The organism is Verrucomicrobiia bacterium (assembly GCA_035629175.1).
Lineage (GTDB): Bacteria > Verrucomicrobiota > Verrucomicrobiia > Limisphaerales > DASXHY01 > DASXHY01.
Genome location: DASPIL010000051.1, coordinates 20095 through 38757, shown reverse-complemented (window position 1 = coordinate 38757; position 18663 = coordinate 20095). Strand labels below are relative to the sequence as shown.

General features: G+C 56.9%; 14 protein-coding genes. 10 read left to right on the top strand and 4 right to left on the bottom strand.

Annotation, left to right across the window (positions count from 1 at the left end; genetic code table 11):
- From VEH04_08685 to VEH04_08670, 4 genes are all read left to right on the top strand, one after another.
- A partial coding sequence (locus tag VEH04_08685) for a cellulase family glycosylhydrolase (GenBank protein ID HYG22844.1) occupies nt 1-1688 on the top strand: 1688 nt, incomplete at its 5' end.
- Entirely contained in the window at nt 1685-2932 is a 1248-nt protein-coding gene (locus VEH04_08680) for an AGE family epimerase/isomerase (protein HYG22843.1), read from the top strand. The genes VEH04_08685 and VEH04_08680, both read left to right, overlap by 4 nt.
- Before the next feature lie 133 nt (nt 2933-3065).
- Nucleotides 3066-5546 (top strand): DUF1592 domain-containing protein, encoded by a 2481-nt coding sequence (locus tag VEH04_08675; GenBank protein ID HYG22842.1) that lies wholly within the window; start codon nt 3066-3068, stop codon nt 5544-5546.
- 2 nt (nt 5547-5548) lie between these two features.
- The gene (locus VEH04_08670) at nt 5549-6952 is read left to right on the top strand and encodes a DUF1552 domain-containing protein (GenBank protein ID HYG22841.1); all 1404 of its coding nucleotides are present in this window, start codon (nt 5549-5551) and stop codon (nt 6950-6952) included.
- 40 nt (nt 6953-6992) lie between these two features.
- On the opposite strand, the gene VEH04_08665 is transcribed toward VEH04_08670, so the two are convergent.
- The 4 genes from VEH04_08665 to VEH04_08650 form a co-directional block, all read right to left on the bottom strand.
- Nucleotides 6993-8198, bottom strand: a complete 1206-nt coding sequence (locus VEH04_08665; protein HYG22840.1) for a galactokinase — start codon at nt 8196-8198, stop codon at nt 6993-6995.
- Nucleotides 8199-8269: 71 nt separating this feature from the next.
- Nucleotides 8270-8545, bottom strand: a complete 276-nt coding sequence (locus tag VEH04_08660) for a 4a-hydroxytetrahydrobiopterin dehydratase (GenBank protein ID HYG22839.1) — start codon at nt 8543-8545, stop codon at nt 8270-8272.
- A 117-nt stretch (nt 8546-8662) separates the two neighbouring features.
- Nucleotides 8663-9625: a ketose-bisphosphate aldolase gene (locus VEH04_08655; GenBank protein HYG22838.1), complete on the bottom strand. Its 963-nt coding sequence runs from the start codon at nt 9623-9625 to the stop codon at nt 8663-8665.
- Nucleotides 9626-9802: 177 nt separating this feature from the next.
- Nucleotides 9803-11011 (bottom strand): type II secretion system F family protein, encoded by a 1209-nt coding sequence (locus VEH04_08650; GenBank protein ID HYG22837.1) that lies wholly within the window; start codon nt 11009-11011, stop codon nt 9803-9805.
- A gap of 377 nt (nt 11012-11388) precedes the next feature.
- Between VEH04_08650 and VEH04_08645 the strand changes: the two genes are divergently transcribed.
- The 6 genes from VEH04_08645 to VEH04_08620 all read left to right on the top strand — a co-directional run bounded on the left by VEH04_08645 (nt 11389) and on the right by VEH04_08620 (nt 18658).
- Nucleotides 11389-12654, top strand: coding sequence for an outer membrane beta-barrel protein (locus VEH04_08645; protein ID HYG22836.1), 1266 nt, complete (start codon nt 11389-11391; stop codon nt 12652-12654).
- Between the two features lie 351 nt (nt 12655-13005).
- A complete protein-coding gene (locus VEH04_08640) occupies nt 13006-13431 on the top strand; it encodes a transcriptional repressor (protein HYG22835.1) in 426 nt (141 codons plus the stop codon).
- Between the two features lie 49 nt (nt 13432-13480).
- Nucleotides 13481-14929: a Fe-S cluster assembly protein SufB gene (gene sufB, locus VEH04_08635; protein ID HYG22834.1), complete on the top strand. Its 1449-nt coding sequence runs from the start codon at nt 13481-13483 to the stop codon at nt 14927-14929.
- A 19-nt stretch (nt 14930-14948) separates the two neighbouring features.
- Nucleotides 14949-15710: a Fe-S cluster assembly ATPase SufC gene (gene sufC / locus VEH04_08630; protein HYG22833.1), complete on the top strand. Its 762-nt coding sequence runs from the start codon at nt 14949-14951 to the stop codon at nt 15708-15710.
- 184 nt (nt 15711-15894) lie between these two features.
- Nucleotides 15895-17859 (top strand): biosynthetic arginine decarboxylase, encoded by a 1965-nt coding sequence (gene speA, locus VEH04_08625; GenBank protein ID HYG22832.1) that lies wholly within the window; start codon nt 15895-15897, stop codon nt 17857-17859.
- Nucleotides 17860-17926: 67 nt separating this feature from the next.
- Nucleotides 17927-18658, top strand: a complete 732-nt coding sequence (locus VEH04_08620; protein ID HYG22831.1) for a hypothetical protein — start codon at nt 17927-17929, stop codon at nt 18656-18658.
- Nucleotides 18659-18663 lie beyond the last annotated feature (5 nt).

Genomic DNA, 18663 nt, shown 5'->3' with positions numbered 1-18663 from the left:
TCCCGAACCTTCTCGTCATCGAGGATAACGTTCCGTTCAAGGAGCTGAATCCCTGGAGATTGCCGGATCGGTTCGAACTGACCGACGCCCTTGCGACCGCGCGGCAATTGGGCGGGACTGTGGCGCGGACGTATGTGATCACGGTCAAACGAACCAATGACACGCCGGAAATTCCAAGGCATGTGCTGGGGCCCGGGCGGTTCAATGAGGAGGCGTTCCGCGCGCTTGATCTCGCGCTGCAGGTCGCGAACGAGCAGGGGGTTCGGTTGATTATTCCGCTCGTGGACAATTGGACGTGGCAGGGTGGACGCGCCGAATATGCAGCATTCCGCGGCAAGGCTTCTGATGCGTTTTGGACGGACAAGGAATTGATCGACGATTTCAAGACCACCGTTCGCTTCATCCTCACGCGCACCAACACGTTCACAGGCATTCGCTATTCCGAGGATCCTGCGGTCCTCTGCTGGGAAACGGGAAATGAAATCGACTCGCCCGCTCCGTGGACCCGCGAGATTGCTGCGTACATCCGAAACCTCGATGCCAATCACCTGATCATGGACGGCTTCAACGCGTCGGAACTGAGAACGGCTTCACTGGAAATGCCCGAGATCGACATAGTGACCACGCATCACTACCCCGGGGGCAGCAAGACGTTCGCACAATTGATTCGCGAGAACGCCGTCAAAGCGAAGGGACGGAAACCCTACGTGGTGGGCGAGTTCGGTTTCGTCCCCACAGCCCAGATGGAGGAAGCTCTGGACGCGATTGCGGAAACTCGGATTTCCGGTGGACTGCTATGGAGCCTGCGTTTTCGGAATCGTGACGGGGGCTTTTACTGGCACAGCGAACCCGCGGGCGGAAATCTTTACAAGGCGTTTCACTGGCCACCCTCTGCAATTGCGGCGGCGTACGACGAAGAACCCTTGATGAACCTGGCGCGGGAGCATGCCTTCAAGATCCGAGGTATCGCGGTTCCGCCTTTGCCGGTTCCTCCCGCCCCTGTGCTGCTTCCGGCCGCAGGCTCTCCCCAGATCACGTGGCAGGGGTCTGTTGGAGCGCGATCCTACCGCTTGCAGCGGGCTGCCAATCGAAGCGGGCCGTGGTCTGTTGTGGCGGAAAACATCGATGAAGCGGCCGTGCAATACAGGCCGCAGTGGGTCGATGAATCCGCCCCGCGTGGCGAATGGCTTTATCGTGTCATCGCTGTGAACGAGAGCGGCGCGTCGGCGCCGTCCAATGTCGAGGGGCCGGTCCGGGTTGAACACGGAATCTTCGTCGACGAACTCAGCAACCTTGACCGCCTCTTCCGCCATGGAGGAGTGACGATTCACAATCGGGATTGCAGGCAGGCAAAAGAAGATGGGCATCGGGCGGGCGGGACGAAGGGCGCGAGCATGATTTACAAGTTGCCTGACGCTTTGGAGGGGTTTCGGATTTTCGCCTTTTTTCCAAAGCAGATCACGCCGCCGAACTTCAGCGTGTCGGTCGATGGAGAGACGTTTCGCGAGATTCAGGTTCTGCAGCAGTCGTACTTCAGGGGCGGTGGCGATTACGGGTATTGGCTCCCTGTCTTATTCCACGCCAACAACGCAGGCGTAGAGGCGCGTTTTCTAAAAATCCAGTTCACGGGTGAAACGCAGGTGGGGCGGGTGGAAATACTGCACGCGGCACGGGAGCCGAGGCCATGAGAACCAACCCGCTTCAGCGGCTGAGCGATGCTGCGAGGGGACAATTGCACGGGCATATCCTGCCGTTTTGGTGCGGTCCCGCGGTCGATCATGAGCAAGGCGGCTGGATGGCGTGGTTGTCGAACGAATTACACGCCGACCGCAGCAAGCCGAAGGGTTTGATTGTCCATGCCCGGATCCTCTGGGCGTTTTCCGCAGCCTATCGCAACGAGGCGAGACCCGTGTATCGACAAATGGCGGACCGCGCCCTGGATTACCTCGTGTCCCGGTTTGTGGATCGCGAACATGGCGGCGCTTTCTGGCGGCTTACCGATTCGGGCGCTGTGCTGGATCCTGTAAAAAAAACCTACGGACAGGCATTCTGCATTTACGCGTTGTCAGAGTATCATCGAACGTTTGGGAACGCCGCGGCATTGCGGCAGGCTCGCGAGTTGTTCGACTGCGTCGAATCCCATGCGCACGACGAGGGGCAGGGCGGGTATTTCGAGGTTTGCAGCCGTGACTGGACAACTGTGGTGGACGAGGCGCTGAGTGAAAAGGATTTGAACGAGAAAAAATCGATGAACAGCCACCTTCACGTGCTGGAGGCATATACGAATCTTCGACGCGTATGGAATGATCCACGTGTCGGCGTCCGGCTGCGTGAACTGATCCTGCTGTTCGAGGACAGGATCCTCGATCGCAGGACCTTTCATCTGCACCATTTCTTCGACGATTGCTGGCGGGTTCGATCGAACACCTGCACATTTGGCCACGACATTGAAGCCAGCTGGCTGTTGTGCGAAGCGGCGGAGTTGCTTGGCGATTCGGCACTGACGGGGCGCGTGCGATCCCTCGCCGTCCGGATTGCCGATGCCGTTTTGACCCAAGGAATCGATGCCACAGGCGCGTTGTGTTACGAAGGGCGTGACGGGGCGGTCCTTGATGCACGCAAGGAATGCTGGCCGCAGGCGGAAGCTGTCGTGGGATTTCTGAACGTCTATTCCATTTCGGGCGAGCAGCGGTTTTTGGAAGCTGCGGCGCGCGTCTGGGATTTCATGGAGAACCACCTGGTGGATCGCGTTCACGGGGAATGGTTTTGGCGGATTCTCGGCGATGGAATGCCGGATCCATCGTTGCCGAAAGTCAGCGAATGGAAGGGGCCGTATCACGGGACCCGCATGTGTTTGGAGACGATTGAGCGTGCAGGGGTGCTTGGGGGGGAGGGCACTCATCCTTTGTCGACCAAAGTTCCAGCAGGCTGAATGTAACCTGTGCGGGACTCGTCCATCTAACGGTTTGTTCCTATAGTGTGCCGCGCCGATGCTTTTGCGTTTTGCTGTTTTTGTTGTGGTTGGGTTGGCATCGCTCCGGGCGGCTGAAACGCTGCCCGGAGCGGTGAAATTTCGTACCGAAATCCGGCCCCTGCTCGAGCAGTATTGTTTCGACTGCCACGGCGATGGAGAAAACAAGGGCAATGTGGCCTTCGACGGATTTGAATCGGACGCCGCGGTTTTGGACGCAAAGGGATTGTGGTCTCACGCTCTTAAAAATCTTGAGGCCGGGTTGATGCCGCCCGCGCGCAAGAGCAAACCCAGCGATGCCGAACGCGGGCAAATCATCAGCTGGATCAAGGATTCCGTTTTCGAACTGGATCCAAACAATCCCGACCCAGGCCGCGTTACCATCCGCCGCCTCAATCGTGTCGAGTACCGAAACACGATTTCCGACCTGCTGGGAGTGGATTACAACACGCACGAGGCGTTTCCCGCCGACGACACAGGGCACGGTTTCGACAACATTGGCGACGTGTTGACGCTGCCTCCGATGCTCCTCGAGAAATACCTGATTGCGGCCAATGCAATTGTGGCCAAGGCGGTGCCGACGCTGGGGAAACAGATTCCGGAGCGCAGCATCCCAGGGCGAAGATTCCGCGGTGGCCCCGTGGCCGTGGGAGAAGGGTCTTTGGCCCTTTCCTTTTACGCAAACGCTTACCTGTCTAACACCATTTCCGTGCAGCATGCGGGTGATTACGAACTCGTGCTGCGGCTCGGTGTGCAGGATCGTTACGTGGACGACGCCTTTGACTACAATCGCTGCCGATTAATTTTTACTGTCGACGGGGCTGAGCGATGGGAGGAGGAGTTCAGTTGGGAAGGCGGCAAGTCGTTTCAATTCGAGATTCCGGTGCATTGGAAACAGGGCGAGCACGAGCTTGGGTTCATTCTTGAGGCGTTGACTCCGGGTGAGCCGCAGAATCGAACGTTGTCGTTGAACATTCACTCGGTCGTGGTTCGCGGGCCCAAGGCTCCTGAACATTGGGTGGCGCCCGCGAATTACACGCGGTTCTTTCCAAAGGCCGTGCCTCAGAGCGCGGAAGACCGGCGCACCTATGCGCAGGAGTTGCTTGGCTCGTTTGCGGAGCGCGCATATCGGCGTCCCGTGGATGCCTCAACGATTGAACGGCTCGGGAACCTGGCTGAAGCCATATACCAGCAGCCTGGCAAGACGTTTGAAGCGGGCGTCGCGCAGGCGATGGTTGCTGTGCTGGCGTCGCCTCGGTTCCTGTTCCGAGTTGAAGGCGCTGACTCTCTCAAGGAAGGCGATGTGTATCCCCTCGTTGACGAGTTTTCCCTCGCCTCAAGGCTTTCCTATTTTCTTTGGTCATCGATGCCTGACGAGGAATTGTTCCGCCTCGCCCGCGAGGGAAAGTTGCGGGTTGAGTTGTCGTCGCAGGTCGCGCGCATGATCAAGGATCGGCGATTCGAGGCGTTCATCCGCAACTTCACGGGTCAATGGCTGCAGGCGCGGGACATCGAAACGGTCCCGATTGACGCGCGGTCGGTGTTGAATCGCGATGACGGATTAACGCGTGAGACGGAGCGGCAGCGGGCGCGCTTTGGGCAATTGCGCAGCAAGGAGGAGAGCCAGCTCACGGCTGAGGAGAAAGCCGAACGCGACAACCTGCGCAACACGCTCTTTCGCAGCCGCCGCACGCCGCGAGCTGAATTGACCGGCGAACTGCGGCGGGCCATGCGGCAGGAGACTGAGGATTTCTTTGAGCACATCATTAGAGAGGATCGGAGCCTTCTTGAAGTGATCGATAGTGATTACACGTTTTTGAATGAAGCCCTTGCCCGGCATTATGGAATCACCAATGTGAGCGGCTCACAGGTGCGGAAGGTGGCGCTGCCCTCGGGAAGTCCGCGCGGCGGCATCATTACGCAGGGATCCGTTCTGGCTGTGACGTCCAATCCCACCCGCACGTCACCCGTCAAACGCGGCGTGTTCATCCTCGATAACATTCTGGGAACGCCGCCGCCCCCGCCTCCGCCCGATATTCCGCCATTGGAGGACGCGGCGAAGGGTGACAATAATCGCAGCATCACCTTGCGCGAGACATTGGCACGGCATCGGGAAGACGCCTTGTGCAGTTCGTGTCACAATCGCATGGATCCATTGGGCCTTGCACTCGAGAACTTCAACGCAATGGGAATGTGGCGCGAACAGGAGGAAGAGCAGCCCATCGATGCTGCGGGGAAGCTCATTACCGGAGAAGAATTTTCGGACGTGCGGGAACTCAAACGCATCCTCGTCCAGAACCACGCCAAACAATTCTATCGCACGATCACAGAGAAGCTGCTCACCTATGCCTTGGGGCGTGGTTTGGAATATTACGACGTTGGAACCGTTGATCTCATCGTTGAAAAAATCGAAAAGGCGGACGGGCGATCTTCCGCATTGATGACCGGAGTGATTGAATCGGCTGCGTTTCAGAAGACCCGTCTGACCGACAGCACATCGCATGCTGCCGCCGGCGACGAGAGCAAGAATCAGGAAGGGCATGCACTGGCGGCGGCCCGGTTGGAAAGGCACTAACAATGAAACAGAATTCGAATGCATCGAGAGACATTGCGCGAGAGCGGGCATTGAGCTTGAGTCGCCGCCGCTTTTTGCGCGGGTTGGGCGCGTGCCTTGCACTCCCCGCCATGGAAAGCATTCTCCCGGTCCGATTGCTTGCCGCGGCAACCGACCCCGGGAAGCAGCTCGCCCGGACTGCCACAGGCGCCCCATTGCGCACTGCCTTTGTTTATTTTCCGAACGGAGCGATTCCGTCGGCCTGGTGGCCATTTGAAGAAGGCGGGGATTTTACCCTGCAGCAGACGCTCGAACCGTTGTCGGCGGTGAAGAAGAATGTTCAGGTGCTCGGCGGCCTCGATAATCTGACCGCAACCGCTGGCATGGATGGAGGCGGCGACCACGCTCGCGCGAACGGCACCTTCCTGACGGGTGTTCGCCTCAAAAAGAGTGCCGTGGACATTCGCGCTGGCGTCTCGATCGATCAGGTGATGGCCCGCCAATTGGGACATCTAACCCGTTTCCCGTCGCTGGAATTGACCTGCGATTCCACTCGCAACACGGGCAACTGCGATTCGGGTTATTCCTGCGCTTATCAGTACAACCTTTCGTGGAGTTCGCCGACCACCCCGATGACCCCGGAATCGAATCCCCGGCTCGTGTTCGAACGTCTGTTCGGGGGAGGCGCGCCTGGGGAACGCGCGGAAAACTTGAAGCGCCGAAGCCTGGAACAACGGTCCATTATCGACTTTGTTCTGGACGATGCCCGTGCGCTGCAGAAGAACCTGAATTCCGGGGATCGTGCGAAGCTGGATCAATACCTTACGGGCGTGCGTGAAATTGAAACCCGCATTGAACGCGCTGAACGTTTCGCCGTGCAGGATCCTGCGGTTCCCACACCGTCAGGCATCCCGGCCAGCTTTGAAGAACACATCCAATTGATGTTCGACATGCTGGCGCTGGCTTTTCAAACCGATTCAACGCGGATTGCCACGATGCTGCTGGCGCACGATGGCAGCAATCGTTCGTTTGCGGAAATTGGCGTCTCGGAAGGGCACCACGACCTCTCGCACCATCAAAACAACCAGGAAAAAATCCGGAAGATCCGGGAGATCGATCGCTGGTATGTGATGCAGTTTGCGAAGTTCGTCCAGAAGCTTGGCGCGATGAAGGATGTCGATGGCCAATCCGTCCTGCACAACTCGATGATTGTTTACGGCGGGGGAAATGCCGACGGAAACCGGCACACGCACTCCAATCTCCCGGTGATTCTCGCAGGCGATGGCGGCGGCTCCATGCAGGCCGGCCGTTACGTGAAGCACGGCGGCAAGCCGATCACGAACCTCTTCCTCTCAATGGCCGACCGAATGGGCCTGAGTTCGATCGAACGCTTTGGTGATTCCACCGGGCGTCTCCCGAACGTTTGAACGTTTGTTGTGTGGCGCCGCCCCGAGCGGGCGGTCCGGGTCACGCTGCCCCGTCCACAATCTGGCAGACGAGCGGATCCATCTTTATGCCGGCAGCCTTCTCATATTCACGTTTCATATGGTCGATGAATCCCTGTGCTTCGTGATGTCGAACCATGTTGATGGTGGCGCCGCCGAACCCGCCGCCAGTCAGGCGCGCGCCGAGGCAGCCGGGATGCTTGCGGGCAAGTTCGACAAGGATATCAAGTTCCCTGGTGCTGTTCTTCAGGAAATCGCGTGAGCTTTCGTGACTTTGAAACATGAATTGCCCGAACTGCTCATGGTCGCCCGCCTTTAGCGCCTTCGCGCCAGCAACCACCCGGGCGATCTCGCTGGTCACATGGCGCGCGCACTCGTATTCGCGTTGTGTCAGCTTGCCCTTGCTGGCTTCGACGTCCTTCAACTCCACAGTGCGCAGAAACTTGGCTCCTAGTTTGGCCGCGGCGTTTTCACAGTTCTGCCGCAACTCATTATATTCGCCGCCAATCAATTCATGCTTCACGCCCGAATTGCAGACAATGATGGCTTCCCCTGGCATGGGCGGGTTTTCCACCGTCAATGAGCGGCAATCAATATCGATGACAGACGACGCCTTCCCGAACAGCGAGGAAATCTGGTCGAGGATACCGCATTTCACTCCTACGAACTGGTTTTCCGCCGCCTGCCCGACCTTTGCCATTTCAAGACGTTCTGCGGCTGCAAGCGCGGGCAGTTGGCCATTGGCATCTCGTTGCGGTGGCGTGCCCAGGCCGGTCGCGGTGAGCGTGTAGGGAAACAATTTCCGAACAATGAGCGCAGTTCCGACCTCCAGCGCAGCTGAACTGCTCATGCCAGCGCCCATGGGAATTGTGCCGGTGATCGCCGCGTTGAACCCGCTGAAATGCACGCCCCGCTGACGGAGTTGCAGGAGAACACCTTTGACGTAGTTCGCCCATGGCGCTGCAGGGTTCTTTTCTATGCGATCGACGGTGAAAACTTCAGGCTGGGGAAAGGCGGAAGAGATCAGCTCAATTTTCCCGTCCGTGCGGGGCGATGCCGCGAAGAAAATGTAGCGATCAACCGCCAGCGCCATCACCAGTCCATCGTTGTAATCCGTATGATTGCCCAACAACTCCAGCCGGCCAGGAGCCCGGACGGTATGGGTGGATGTTTGGTTGAAATGCTTCTTGAAGAGAGTTGAAATCTCTTGCGTGTCGGTAGTAGCCATTTTCGTCAGTGAGTCGCTAAATGAATTCCGTGGAGACCGGCAACTGGCCAGCAGCCAGTGCGGTGCGGAACCTATAGGCGGTCCACCTGCTTGGCGAGTTCAAAATCCTTGGCAGTCAAGCCGTTAGCGTCGTGAGTGGTGAGCGTGAGAGTGACCTTGTTCCAACGAATATCGATATCCGGATGATGCGCCGCTTTTTCGGCAATCTCGGCCACTGAATTGACGAATCGCATCGCTCCCATGAAATCCTTGAACTGGTAGGTGCGTGATATTTCGGAACCTGATTTTTTCCACTGTGGAACAGATGTGAGCGCCTGTTCAATCTCGGAGGTATTGAGCTTTTCCATCTTCAACCAGTGGCACAGGTTGACCCGGCGCGCATCGGAAATCTCGTTTCAACGACTTCGTCGAAATGAAAAAGGCGATGGCCGGAGCCATCGCCTTGAGATTGATGGAGGCAGCGCCTAGTCGAAGGCGTGACCTGCGCAGCACAGAACGTTCTTCACTTTGTGCCGAACGAGGTCCTTCACCGCCTTGCGGGCAGGTCCGAGGTATTTGCGCGGATCAAATTCCTTCGGGCTCTCCGCGAACACCTTGCGGATGGCCGCCGTCATTGCGATACGAAGGTCCGTATCGATATTCACCTTCGTGCATCCCACGCGGCGGGCGATTTCAATATCGGCTTCGGGGACGCCTTGTGCATCCGGCATTTGTCCGCCGAATTTGTTTACCTCCGCGACGAGGTGCTGTGGAACGCTCGAGGCTCCGTGCAGTACGAGCGGGTAGTCACCCATTCCAGCGTCCATTAGCGCTTTCTTGATCAGCTTGAGCCGTTCGAGGTCGAGGTGCTGGGTCCCTTTGAACTTATACGCGCCATGGCTGTTGCCAATCGCCACCGCAAGGGAATCGCAACCGGTTTCCTTCACGAAACGCACAGCTTCTTCCGGAACGGTGTAATGTCCGCTCATCGAATGGGCGCCGCCCTCTTCTCCCTCGTCGAACTGCGCTCCCACCAGGTGGCCGAGTTCGGATTCGACAGAGCAGTTGTGCTTATGGGCGTATTCCACCACTTTCCGGGTGATTTCCACGTTCTTTTCGAATGGTTCGTGGCTCGCATCGATCATCACGCTTGTGAAGCCTTCGTCGATGCATTCCTTGCACAATTCGAACGTATCACCGTGATCGAGATGGATGGCGATCGGAATGTTCGAGAGGCTTACGGCCGCCTCAATAAGTTTCTTCAGGTAAACGGGGTTGGCGTAACTGCGGGCTCCCTTGGAAATCTGGAGCATCAACGGCGCCTTTTCTTCTTCACACGCCTCCACGATGGCCTGAATGAGTTCCATGTTGTTGACGTTGAACGCGCCCAAAGCGTATTTGCCCTTCAACGCCTTCGCGAACAGGTCTTTCGTATGTGTCAGTGGCATAATTCAATATCGAGTTCAGTGGACCGCGGTGAGCGCAGTCCGGTGGATTATAGGAATCGAGGCTCTGAAAGGAAGATAAAACCTGCCCATGATTATTGAAATGGATCAGGCAAACTGAACGCGCCCAAGCAAACAGCCCGGAAGCCGCTGTGGCGTCCGGGCTGGAGGGAAGGGCAATTACTTGCCGCCGACAATTTCCGCCATCTTGAAGATCGGCAGGAACATACAAATGACCATGCCGCCGATGACGACGCCCAGGAACACGATTAGGATGGGCTCGATCAGGGATGTGATTCCCGAAAGAGTGGTTTCAATTTCTTCATCCAGGAAGTCGGATACGCGTTCGAGCATGTTGTCGATTTTACCCGTTTGTTCGCCAGCCGTGATCATGCGGACGACCATGCTCGGGAAGATTGGGTGCTTGGCGAGGGCGGCTGAGATGCTTTCGCCGCGCTCGATGTCAGCCGAAGACTCACGGATCGCCTCCTCCATGATGACATTGCCGACGGTTTGAGAAACGATCTGGAGAACTTCCAGGATCGGAACGCCGGAGCGAATCAGAGACGCCAGCGTGCGGGTGAAGCGCGCGAGGCAGATTTTGTGGGCAATGGAGCCGAACACCGGGAGCTTGATCCGCTTGGCGTCCCAAAACCGCCGGCCCGCCTTCGTCTTGATGTAATACATCCACGCGTAAACCCCACCGCCACCACCCAGGATGAGCACCAGAAAGTACTGTTTCACAAGGTTGCTCAGGTTGATGAGAAATTGTGTCGGACCGGGAAGTTTTGCATCGAAACCGGTGTAAATGTCACCGAACACGGGAATGACTTTGACGAGCAGGAAGATCGTGATGGCGATGGCGACGAACGTCACGACTGTGGGATACATCATCGCTGACTTCACCTTCTTTCGAAGCCGCGCGGTATTTTCCAGGTAGGTGGCGAGGCGTGCGAGGATTTCGGCCAGCAAACCACCCTTTTCTCCCGCGGATACCATCGAGACAAACAGGCGGTTGAACACCTTGGGATGCTTCTGCAAGGCCTCAGAAAAGCTGTCACCCGCTTCGACGCGGGCGCAGATATCCTTGATGATGTCGCGCATCGCCTTGTTTGTGGTTTGTTCGGCGAGTGCCTGAAGGGATTGGACCATCGCCAGGCCCGCATCGATCATGGTCGCCAATTGGCGGGTAAAAATGACCTGGTCCTGCAGGGCAACTTTGCCGCCCTGGGTTTTCCCCTTCTTCGCGACCTTTTCCTGGATGCTGACTACGAGGAGGTTGCGATTAAGCAGGGCGGCAATGGCAGCCTGCTCGGTCGCAGCGTCCACAGAACTTCGGATTTCGCGACCAGAGGTCGTTTCGCGGGCAACAAAAGCAAATGAGGCCATAACGTTTCGTCTTCCAAACGCGCCATGCGAGTCCACTCACTGGCGTATTTGGAGTTCGGTTGAGCAGCCGCTATTCCAATCGGCTTTGTTCCTCGAAGGAGGTTGGAAGAAGCGCGATTTTCTTGATCCGCACGCGGAATGTTGCCTTGCGATGATACATCTGCTGCACAGATTCAGGATGTGAATCAGGTCAAAAACGGGCATTTACCGCCGGGACACGACCAAAAAACTAGTTGTCAAAGGATGGGGGTTTACCTATCAATGCGGGCAAATGCACCCGTAAGGTGCCTGGGATAAACCGTTTTTATCCCAAGTCTGTCTGTGTGTGTTCGGCATTACAACCGTTCACTGTAGCAAACAACTAACTGGAGGAACTAATGAAGTTTGATAAATGGACAATGAGTCTGGCCGCTCTCGGAGTGGTCAGCCTGGCTTCTGCAGCGCACGCGCAGGATCCAGCTTTAAGCTCGGTCGGGACTGCTGTGGCAGCGACCACGTTGAGCGGGTATGTGGATACATCCGCTCATTGGAACCTGGGAACCGGTAACGGCAATGTGCCCGGCTATGCTTTCAATTCGCCGAGCAAAGCCGACGGTTTCAACCTGAACGCAGTCAAGCTCGTCCTGGAAAAGCCGCTGGACGAAGCCGAATGGGCCGCTGGGTATCGCTTCGACGCGATGTTCGGACCTGATGCGAACCTGCTCGGCACTTCGCCGGTCGGCGGAATCGCAGGCAGTGACTTCGCCATTCGCCAAGCGTATGTCGCCCTTCGCATGCCCGTCGGCAATGGCATCGATTGGAAGGTCGGCGTGTTCGACACGGTCGTCGGATATGAGTCGATCGATTCCGTGAACAACCCGAACTACACCCGTTCCTGGGGTTTTACGCTCGAACCCACGACTCACACGGGCATTCTCGGAACGTATCGCGTTTCCGACATGTTCAGCGTGTCAGCGGGTGTTGCGAATACTACTGGACCGATAATCGGTGGCGCGAACCTCGGCGGATCGGTATTCCCGGTCGGCACGGGCAAGGCCCATCCGTACAAGGCTGAATCCTACAAGACCTACATGGGTTCAATCTCGCTCACGGCTCCCGAAGATTGGGGATTCCTTTCCGGATCAACCCTTTACGGCGGCGTTGTTAACGGTTTCGGTGGCGGACCTCTCGCCTCCGGCACCCAAATCAACCTGTTCTCCGGCCTGACGCTCGCGACTCCCGTCACCGGCCTGCGCCTCGGCTTCGCCTATGATTACCTCGGAGTTCCAGAACAGACCATCGCCGGCGTGTCCGTTGATTCGTCCTGGGCGAATGCTCTGGGCACCTATGTCTCCTTCCAGGCAACTGAGAAGCTGAGCCTCCATGCCCGCGGTGAATATGTCTGGCAGGATGCCGGTGACGGCCCCCTGCAGGCGTCGACCCTCATTGGCGTGACCGGCACGGTCCAGTATGACCTGTGGAAGAACGTCATCAGCCGCCTTGAGATTCGATGGGACCGCGCCGTGGACGGCTCACGTCCGTTCGGCGGCAATCAGGTTCCCGTGGGCAGCATTGGTGGAATTCCTGTTAACGCCAGCACTTCCGGCGCGCCGAATGAGCGCAACGCTGTTTTGGTCGCAGGCAATATCATCTACAAGTTCTAAACGACTCACGTTTTGCACGGCCCCTTCTGGATTTCCCCAGGAGGGGCTTTTGATTTATTCATCCGCCCGAACTTCAAGCCACGCGCAACGAACAAGCCGCACGAGAGTGGCGTCAGGCATCTTGCCTGACGCAGAGGGCGTGCATCCTTGCCACCGGAAAAAACGTCAAGCACGCGAGAGGCACTCAGATTCCTTCAACGCGCTCCGCTTCGTTTGAGGTTCCTTCCACCGGGCTGGAAGCCGCGGCTCCACGGCAGGCAAGGATGCCCGCCGCCACAGAGCCAGTTTGGATTTAGAATTATTCCAGATATTGACACAGTGGTGTTCGCTGCGTAGGTTCGGCGAGTTCCATTGAAGAAGTCACCCGATACGCAGATCAACGAGCGCCTTGCCACAAGCGGATTCAGGTTTACTCCGCAGCGGCAGGAGGTTTACGACGTTTTGCTCGAAAAACGGGATCATCCCACTGCTGAGGAAGTATTCATCCGGGCAAAGGGGCGAATGCCGGAGATATCAATGGCCACGGTTTACAACTGTCTTGACGCCCTCGTGCAATCCGGCCTGGCGCGGCAGGTGACTGTGGACCGCGGTGCCGCGCGTTTTTGCCCGAACATGCAGGAGCACTGTCACTTCTATTGTGACGGATGCCACAAAGTGTTTGATGTGGACCTTCCCGAGGGCTCGGCCGCAATTGCGCTGCCTGAAGGGTTCAAGGCGACGCGATTTGACATTGCGATCCGCGGCCGATGCGGCAGTTGCGCTGTTGAAAACAAATAGCGCGGGTTGACAAGAAGCAGCAATCACAGAGGATTACACTTTCGTTTTAATGAGTACAGCAACCGAGACAATCGAGGGATTGGTAAAGCAGGAGTACAAGTATGGCTTCGTCACCGACGTGGAGACAGAATCCGCGCCGCCCGGGTTGAACGAGGACACCATCCGGCTGATCTCCGCCAAGAAGAAGGAACCTGAGTGGCTGACGGATTACCGCCTAAAGGCGTTTCGTCACTGGCTCACGATGAAGGAACCCACCTGGCAGTTCGTAAAATACCCGCCCGTGGATTTCCAGGACATCACCTATTTCGTTGCGCCCAAGCAGAAAACCGATGGCCCGAAGAGTCTCGATGAAGTGGATCCGAAGCTGTTGGAAACCTACGAAAAGCTGGGAATTCCGCTGCGCGAACGCGAACGACTGGCAGGCGTGGCTGTGGACGCGGTGTTTGATAGCGTCTCGGTCGGAACCACCTATCGCGACCAGCTTGCCACCAAGGGCATCATCTTTTGCTCCTTCAGCGAGGCAGTACAGGAGCATCCCGAATTGGTCCGCAAGCATCTCGGATCGGTAGTCCCGCATACTGACAATTTTTATGCAGCCTTGAACGCAGCTGTGTTCACGGACGGTTCGTTCTGCTACATCCCCAAGGGCGTCCGCTGTCCCATGGAACTGTCGACGTATTTCCGCATCAATGCGGCGAAATCCGGCCAGTTCGAGAGGACGTTGATCGTCGCTGATGAAGGGTCATACGTCAGTTATCTCGAAGGTTGCACTGCACCCATGCGTGACGAAAACCAGCTGCATGCTGCGGTAGTGGAATTGATCGCAATGGATAACGCCGAAATCAAGTATTCGACCGTCCAGAACTGGTATCCGGGCGATGCCGAGGGTCGCGGCGGCATCTACAACTTTGTGACGAAACGCGGCTTGTGCAAAGGCCGCAAGTCCAAGATCTCCTGGACGCAGGTTGAAACCGGATCGGCGATCACATGGAAGTATCCGAGCTGCATTCTGCAGGGCGATGATTCCGTTGGAGAATTCTATTCGGTTGCTGTGGTGAACAACATGCAGCAGGCGGACACGGGCACGAAGATGGTGCATATCGGGAAGAACACCCGAAGCACGATCGTATCGAAGGGCATATCTGCCGGCCGCGGCCAGAATAGTTATCGGGGCCTTGTGAAAATCCAGAAGAGCGCCACAAACGCGCGCAACTTCTCCCAATGCGATTCCATGCTGATCGGCAACAAGTGCGGCGCGCACACGTTCCCTTACATCGAAGTGAAAAACACTTCCGCGTCAGTGGAGCATGAGGCGACCACGTCGAAGATTGGTGAAGACCAGATCTTTTATTGCAACCAGCGCGGCCTGGCGACACAGGACGCAGTGAACATGATCGTGAACGGCTTCTGCAAGGAAGTCTTCAAGGAGCTTCCCATGGAATTTGCCGTGGAAGCGCAAAAGCTTCTGGGCGTGAGCCTCGAGGGAAGCGTCGGATAGTTTTCAAATGAGCAATCCAATTCTTGAAATCAAAAACCTCAGCGCGGGCGTAGAGGGAAAGCAAATCTTAAAGGGTGTCAGCCTCACTGTTCATCCCGGCGAAGTGCATGCCGTGATGGGGCCGAACGGCAGCGGAAAAAGCACACTTGCGGCGGTGCTCGCCGGGCGTGATGGATACGACATTTCGGGTGGCGAGGTGTTGTATCAGGGCAAGGATCTTCTGGATCTGGATCCCGAGGAACGCGCGCGCGAAGGACTTTTCCTCGCGTTTCAATACCCGGTCGAAATTCCCGGAGTGAACAGCACCTATTTCCTGAAGGCCGCATTGAATGAAGTGCGGAAACATAAGGGAATGCCCGAGCTCGATGCCATGGAGTTCCTGGCGCTCGTGAAGGAGAAAATGAAATTGCTCGAGCTCAAGGATGACCTGCTCAAGCGTTCCGTGAACGAGGGATTTTCCGGTGGCGAAAAGAAACGCGCCGAAATATTCCAGATGGCCGTGCTCGAACCGAAACTCGCCATCCTCGACGAAACGGACTCGGGCCTCGATATCGACGCGCTGAAGGTTGTTTCAGAGGGAGTGAACAAGCTGAAACGCCCGGACAATTCTCAGCTCGTCATCACGCACTATCAGCGCCTGCTGAATTACATCGTGCCTGATTTCGTTCACGTGCTGGTCGATGGGCGCATCGTCAAATCGGGAAACAAGGAACTCGCGTTTGAACTGGAATCCCGGGGATACGACTGGATCACGGCGAAGCCGGCAGCTGTTCCCGCATAGGCGCCGCGCAGGGGCTGCCGCAACACACAACTCACGTGTTTGGGATGCCCGCTCTATTTCCGACCCTCACCGCATTGTCGCGGTGAGGGTTTTGCTTTGCGGCCATGCTCCAGCAAAACAGAATTTTCATTCATCTTGTTGAAATAACCCCGCTTCCTTCTATAGTGCGCTGCGTTGAATCGCGATGAGCAATCCACCTGAGGCCAACGCCGCCTGGACGATCCAGGATGCCCGCAACTTGTACAACGTACATCGCTGGGGAGCGAAATACTTCGACATCAATGACGCGGGTCACGTCGTTGCCACTCCTCAGCAGGAGAACGGCTCGGCGGTTGACATCACCGATGTGATCGAGGAAGCCAAGGGACGAGGCCTCAAGTTCCCGTTGCTCATTCGCTTTCAAGACATTCTTCGTCACCGTGTGGAGTCGATCAATCGTGCCTTTCGCACCTCCATCACGGAGTTCAGTTACCAGGGGCGCTACCGCGGCGTTTTTCCGATCAAGGTCAACCAGCTGCGGGAGGTCGTGGAGGAAATCCTCGATGCGGGAAAGCCATTTGATTTCGGCCTCGAAGTCGGGAGCAAACCTGAATTGTTTGCGGGTTTGGCACTTCAGAACCAGATGGGCAGTCTCATCATCTGCAACGGCTACAAGGACTCCAGCTTCATCCGCATGGCGCTGCTCGGCACAAAGCTCGGCCGCAAGGTCATCATGGTTGTCGAGAAGCTCGAGGAACTTCGCCAAATCATCAACGTCTCCAAGCAACTCGGGGTCGAGCCGATGATCGGCGTGCGTGCGCGACTGCTCAGCAAGGGAGCGGGACGATGGGCCGAAAGCGGCGGCGAAAATGCGAAGTTCGGCCTCAGCACGGCGGAAATCCTGGCGGCGATTGAAATGTTGAAATCGGAGAACCTCGGGCACTGCCTGAAGCTCCTGCACTTCCATATCGGTTCCCAGGTTCCGGATATTTTAACCGTCAAGAAAGCCGTCCAGGAAGCCGCGCGGCTCTACGCCAAGCTCTACAAGATGGGCTTCCAGATTCAGTACCTGGATGTTGGCGGCGGCTTGGGAGTCGATTACGACGGCAGCCGCTCGGCGTTCGACAGTTCCACGAACTACACGCTGCAGGAATATACGAACGACATCGTGTATTACATCGCCGATGTCTGTAACACGGAGAAAGTGCCGCATCCCGATATCATCAGTGAGAGTGGCCGCGCGATCGTAGCCCATCACAGCGTGCTGATTGTCGAGGTGTTTGGGTCGATTGAAAAAATCAGGCCTGGCGATTTTTTCAAGTACGGCGAGAACGAGCACCCACTCGTCAAGGAGTTGTTGGACATTCGGAAGAACCTCGCAAAGCTGAACAAGCTCGAGGCGTATCACGATTCCCTCGAGCGCCGCGACGACGCGCAGCACATGTTCACGCTTGGCATGATGGACCTTCCAGAGAAGGCGAAGATCGAGAACCTCTATTGGGAAATCAGCCTGGCAGTGGTAAACACGTTCAAGGGGCAGGCTTACATTCCCGAGGAAATCCGGAAGCTCGAAGACAGCCTTGGTGACCAGTACCTGTGTAATTTTTCGGTATTCCAGTCCCTGCTGGATCACTGGGCGCTCGGACAATTGTTTCCGATCATGCCCATCAGCCGGCTGAACGAGCAACCGACGCGGGAAGCTACGCTGGTTGATATTACGTGCGATTCCGATGGCCAGGTGAACAAGTTCATTGATTTGCGCGACGTGCGCGACACGCTCCCGCTCCATCAGTTGAACATCAATGGCGGCGGGATGGTGGAGCCCTACTATCTCGGATTTTTCCTTATGGGCGCCTATCAGGACATCATGGGTGACCTTCACAATTTGTTCGGACGTGTCAACGAGGTTCACGTGTTCATGGATCCTGACGAGGCGGCCGGGTACTACGTTGAGGAAATCATCGAGGGGACCACCATCGTGCAGGCGCTCGCCTCGGTGCAGTACGACGAAAAGGAATTGCAACGGCAGATGAAGGCGCAGGTCGACGAAGCGATCAAATCCGATCGCATGAAACCTTCGGAAGCCATGCGGTTGCTCGATGATTACGAAAAAGGATTGAAGGAATATACGTATCTCTCGTTCGACATGAAGGCCCCCAATGGCCAATGAACGGGAATGTCGTGTTCTCACTTTGAAACCAACTGCTCACGCATAGCGAACGATCCGGCCGCACTGCATGCCCGCTGCTCCGAACCCTGAACTCCTGCGGTCCCTGGGCCGATTGGTTCGCGGACTGTCAGCGTTGTTTTGGGGACTTCCTCTGGCTTTGATCGTCTGCGTGGGGACCGCGAGTGCCGGATGGTTTCGCGCCTACGGAGTGCTGCCATTGCTGCTCGTCACCGGCTTGCTGCTGTTCGGTCTGTTTCAACTGGGTGCATTCCAACGGCAGGAGCGTCCATGGCGGACTGTGCTGGAGCGCGCTCAATTGCTTGCGCTGGTGAATTGCGGCCTGAGTCCGTTTTTGTTCTGGTTTCATCAGCTTCCGGAGAAACCGTTCTATTCCATCATGGTCTGGGTGCTGGGGTTTTCCGCGCTGCTGTTTCTCTTCACGTTAAATCACGTGTTGTTGCGGCTGGGGGCCATGCTTCCCGACGAGGCCTTGCGCACGGAAATGAAGCACTATACCGCCCTCAATCGGAATCTCCTGATCGCGCTGATAACCATTCTCGGAACCTATGTGATCGTAGCGCGTGTTTTGGTTCAGATCTTTCCTGAGATTCCGCACCTGCCCGCGGACGTGGATCTGCTGTCGCAACAAAACATCATTCCCAACCTCGGTATCAGGAGTGCGTGGGTGGTGTGGGTTTTAACCTGCCTGCTCGTTCTGCTGCCGCTCTCCATAACCATGGCGCTGGTCTGGAAAACCAAGGAAGTGATTCTCGAAAATGTCTTTGGCGGCGGGCAGTAATCAAA

Excerpts from the sequence above, each read along its gene's own strand:
- VEH04_08660 (HYG22839.1), bottom strand. The coding sequence starts at position 8,545 with ATGGAAAAGCTCAATACCTCCGAGATTGAACAGGCGCTCACATCTGTT.
- VEH04_08670 (HYG22841.1), top strand. The coding sequence starts at position 5,549 with ATGAAACAGAATTCGAATGCATCGAGAGACATTGCGCGAGAGCGGGCA.
- VEH04_08650 (HYG22837.1), bottom strand. The coding sequence starts at position 11,011 with ATGGCCTCATTTGCTTTTGTTGCCCGCGAAACGACCTCTGGTCGCGAA.
- sufB (HYG22834.1), top strand. The coding sequence starts at position 13,481 with ATGAGTACAGCAACCGAGACAATCGAGGGATTGGTAAAGCAGGAGTAC.
- VEH04_08680 (HYG22843.1), top strand. The coding sequence starts at position 1,685 with ATGAGAACCAACCCGCTTCAGCGGCTGAGCGATGCTGCGAGGGGACAA.
- speA (HYG22832.1), top strand. The coding sequence starts at position 15,895 with ATGAGCAATCCACCTGAGGCCAACGCCGCCTGGACGATCCAGGATGCC.
- VEH04_08620 (HYG22831.1), top strand. The coding sequence starts at position 17,927 with ATGCCCGCTGCTCCGAACCCTGAACTCCTGCGGTCCCTGGGCCGATTG.
- VEH04_08665 (HYG22840.1), bottom strand. The coding sequence starts at position 8,198 with ATGGCTACTACCGACACGCAAGAGATTTCAACTCTCTTCAAGAAGCAT.
- VEH04_08655 (HYG22838.1), bottom strand. The coding sequence starts at position 9,625 with ATGCCACTGACACATACGAAAGACCTGTTCGCGAAGGCGTTGAAGGGC.
- VEH04_08645 (HYG22836.1), top strand. The coding sequence starts at position 11,389 with ATGAAGTTTGATAAATGGACAATGAGTCTGGCCGCTCTCGGAGTGGTC.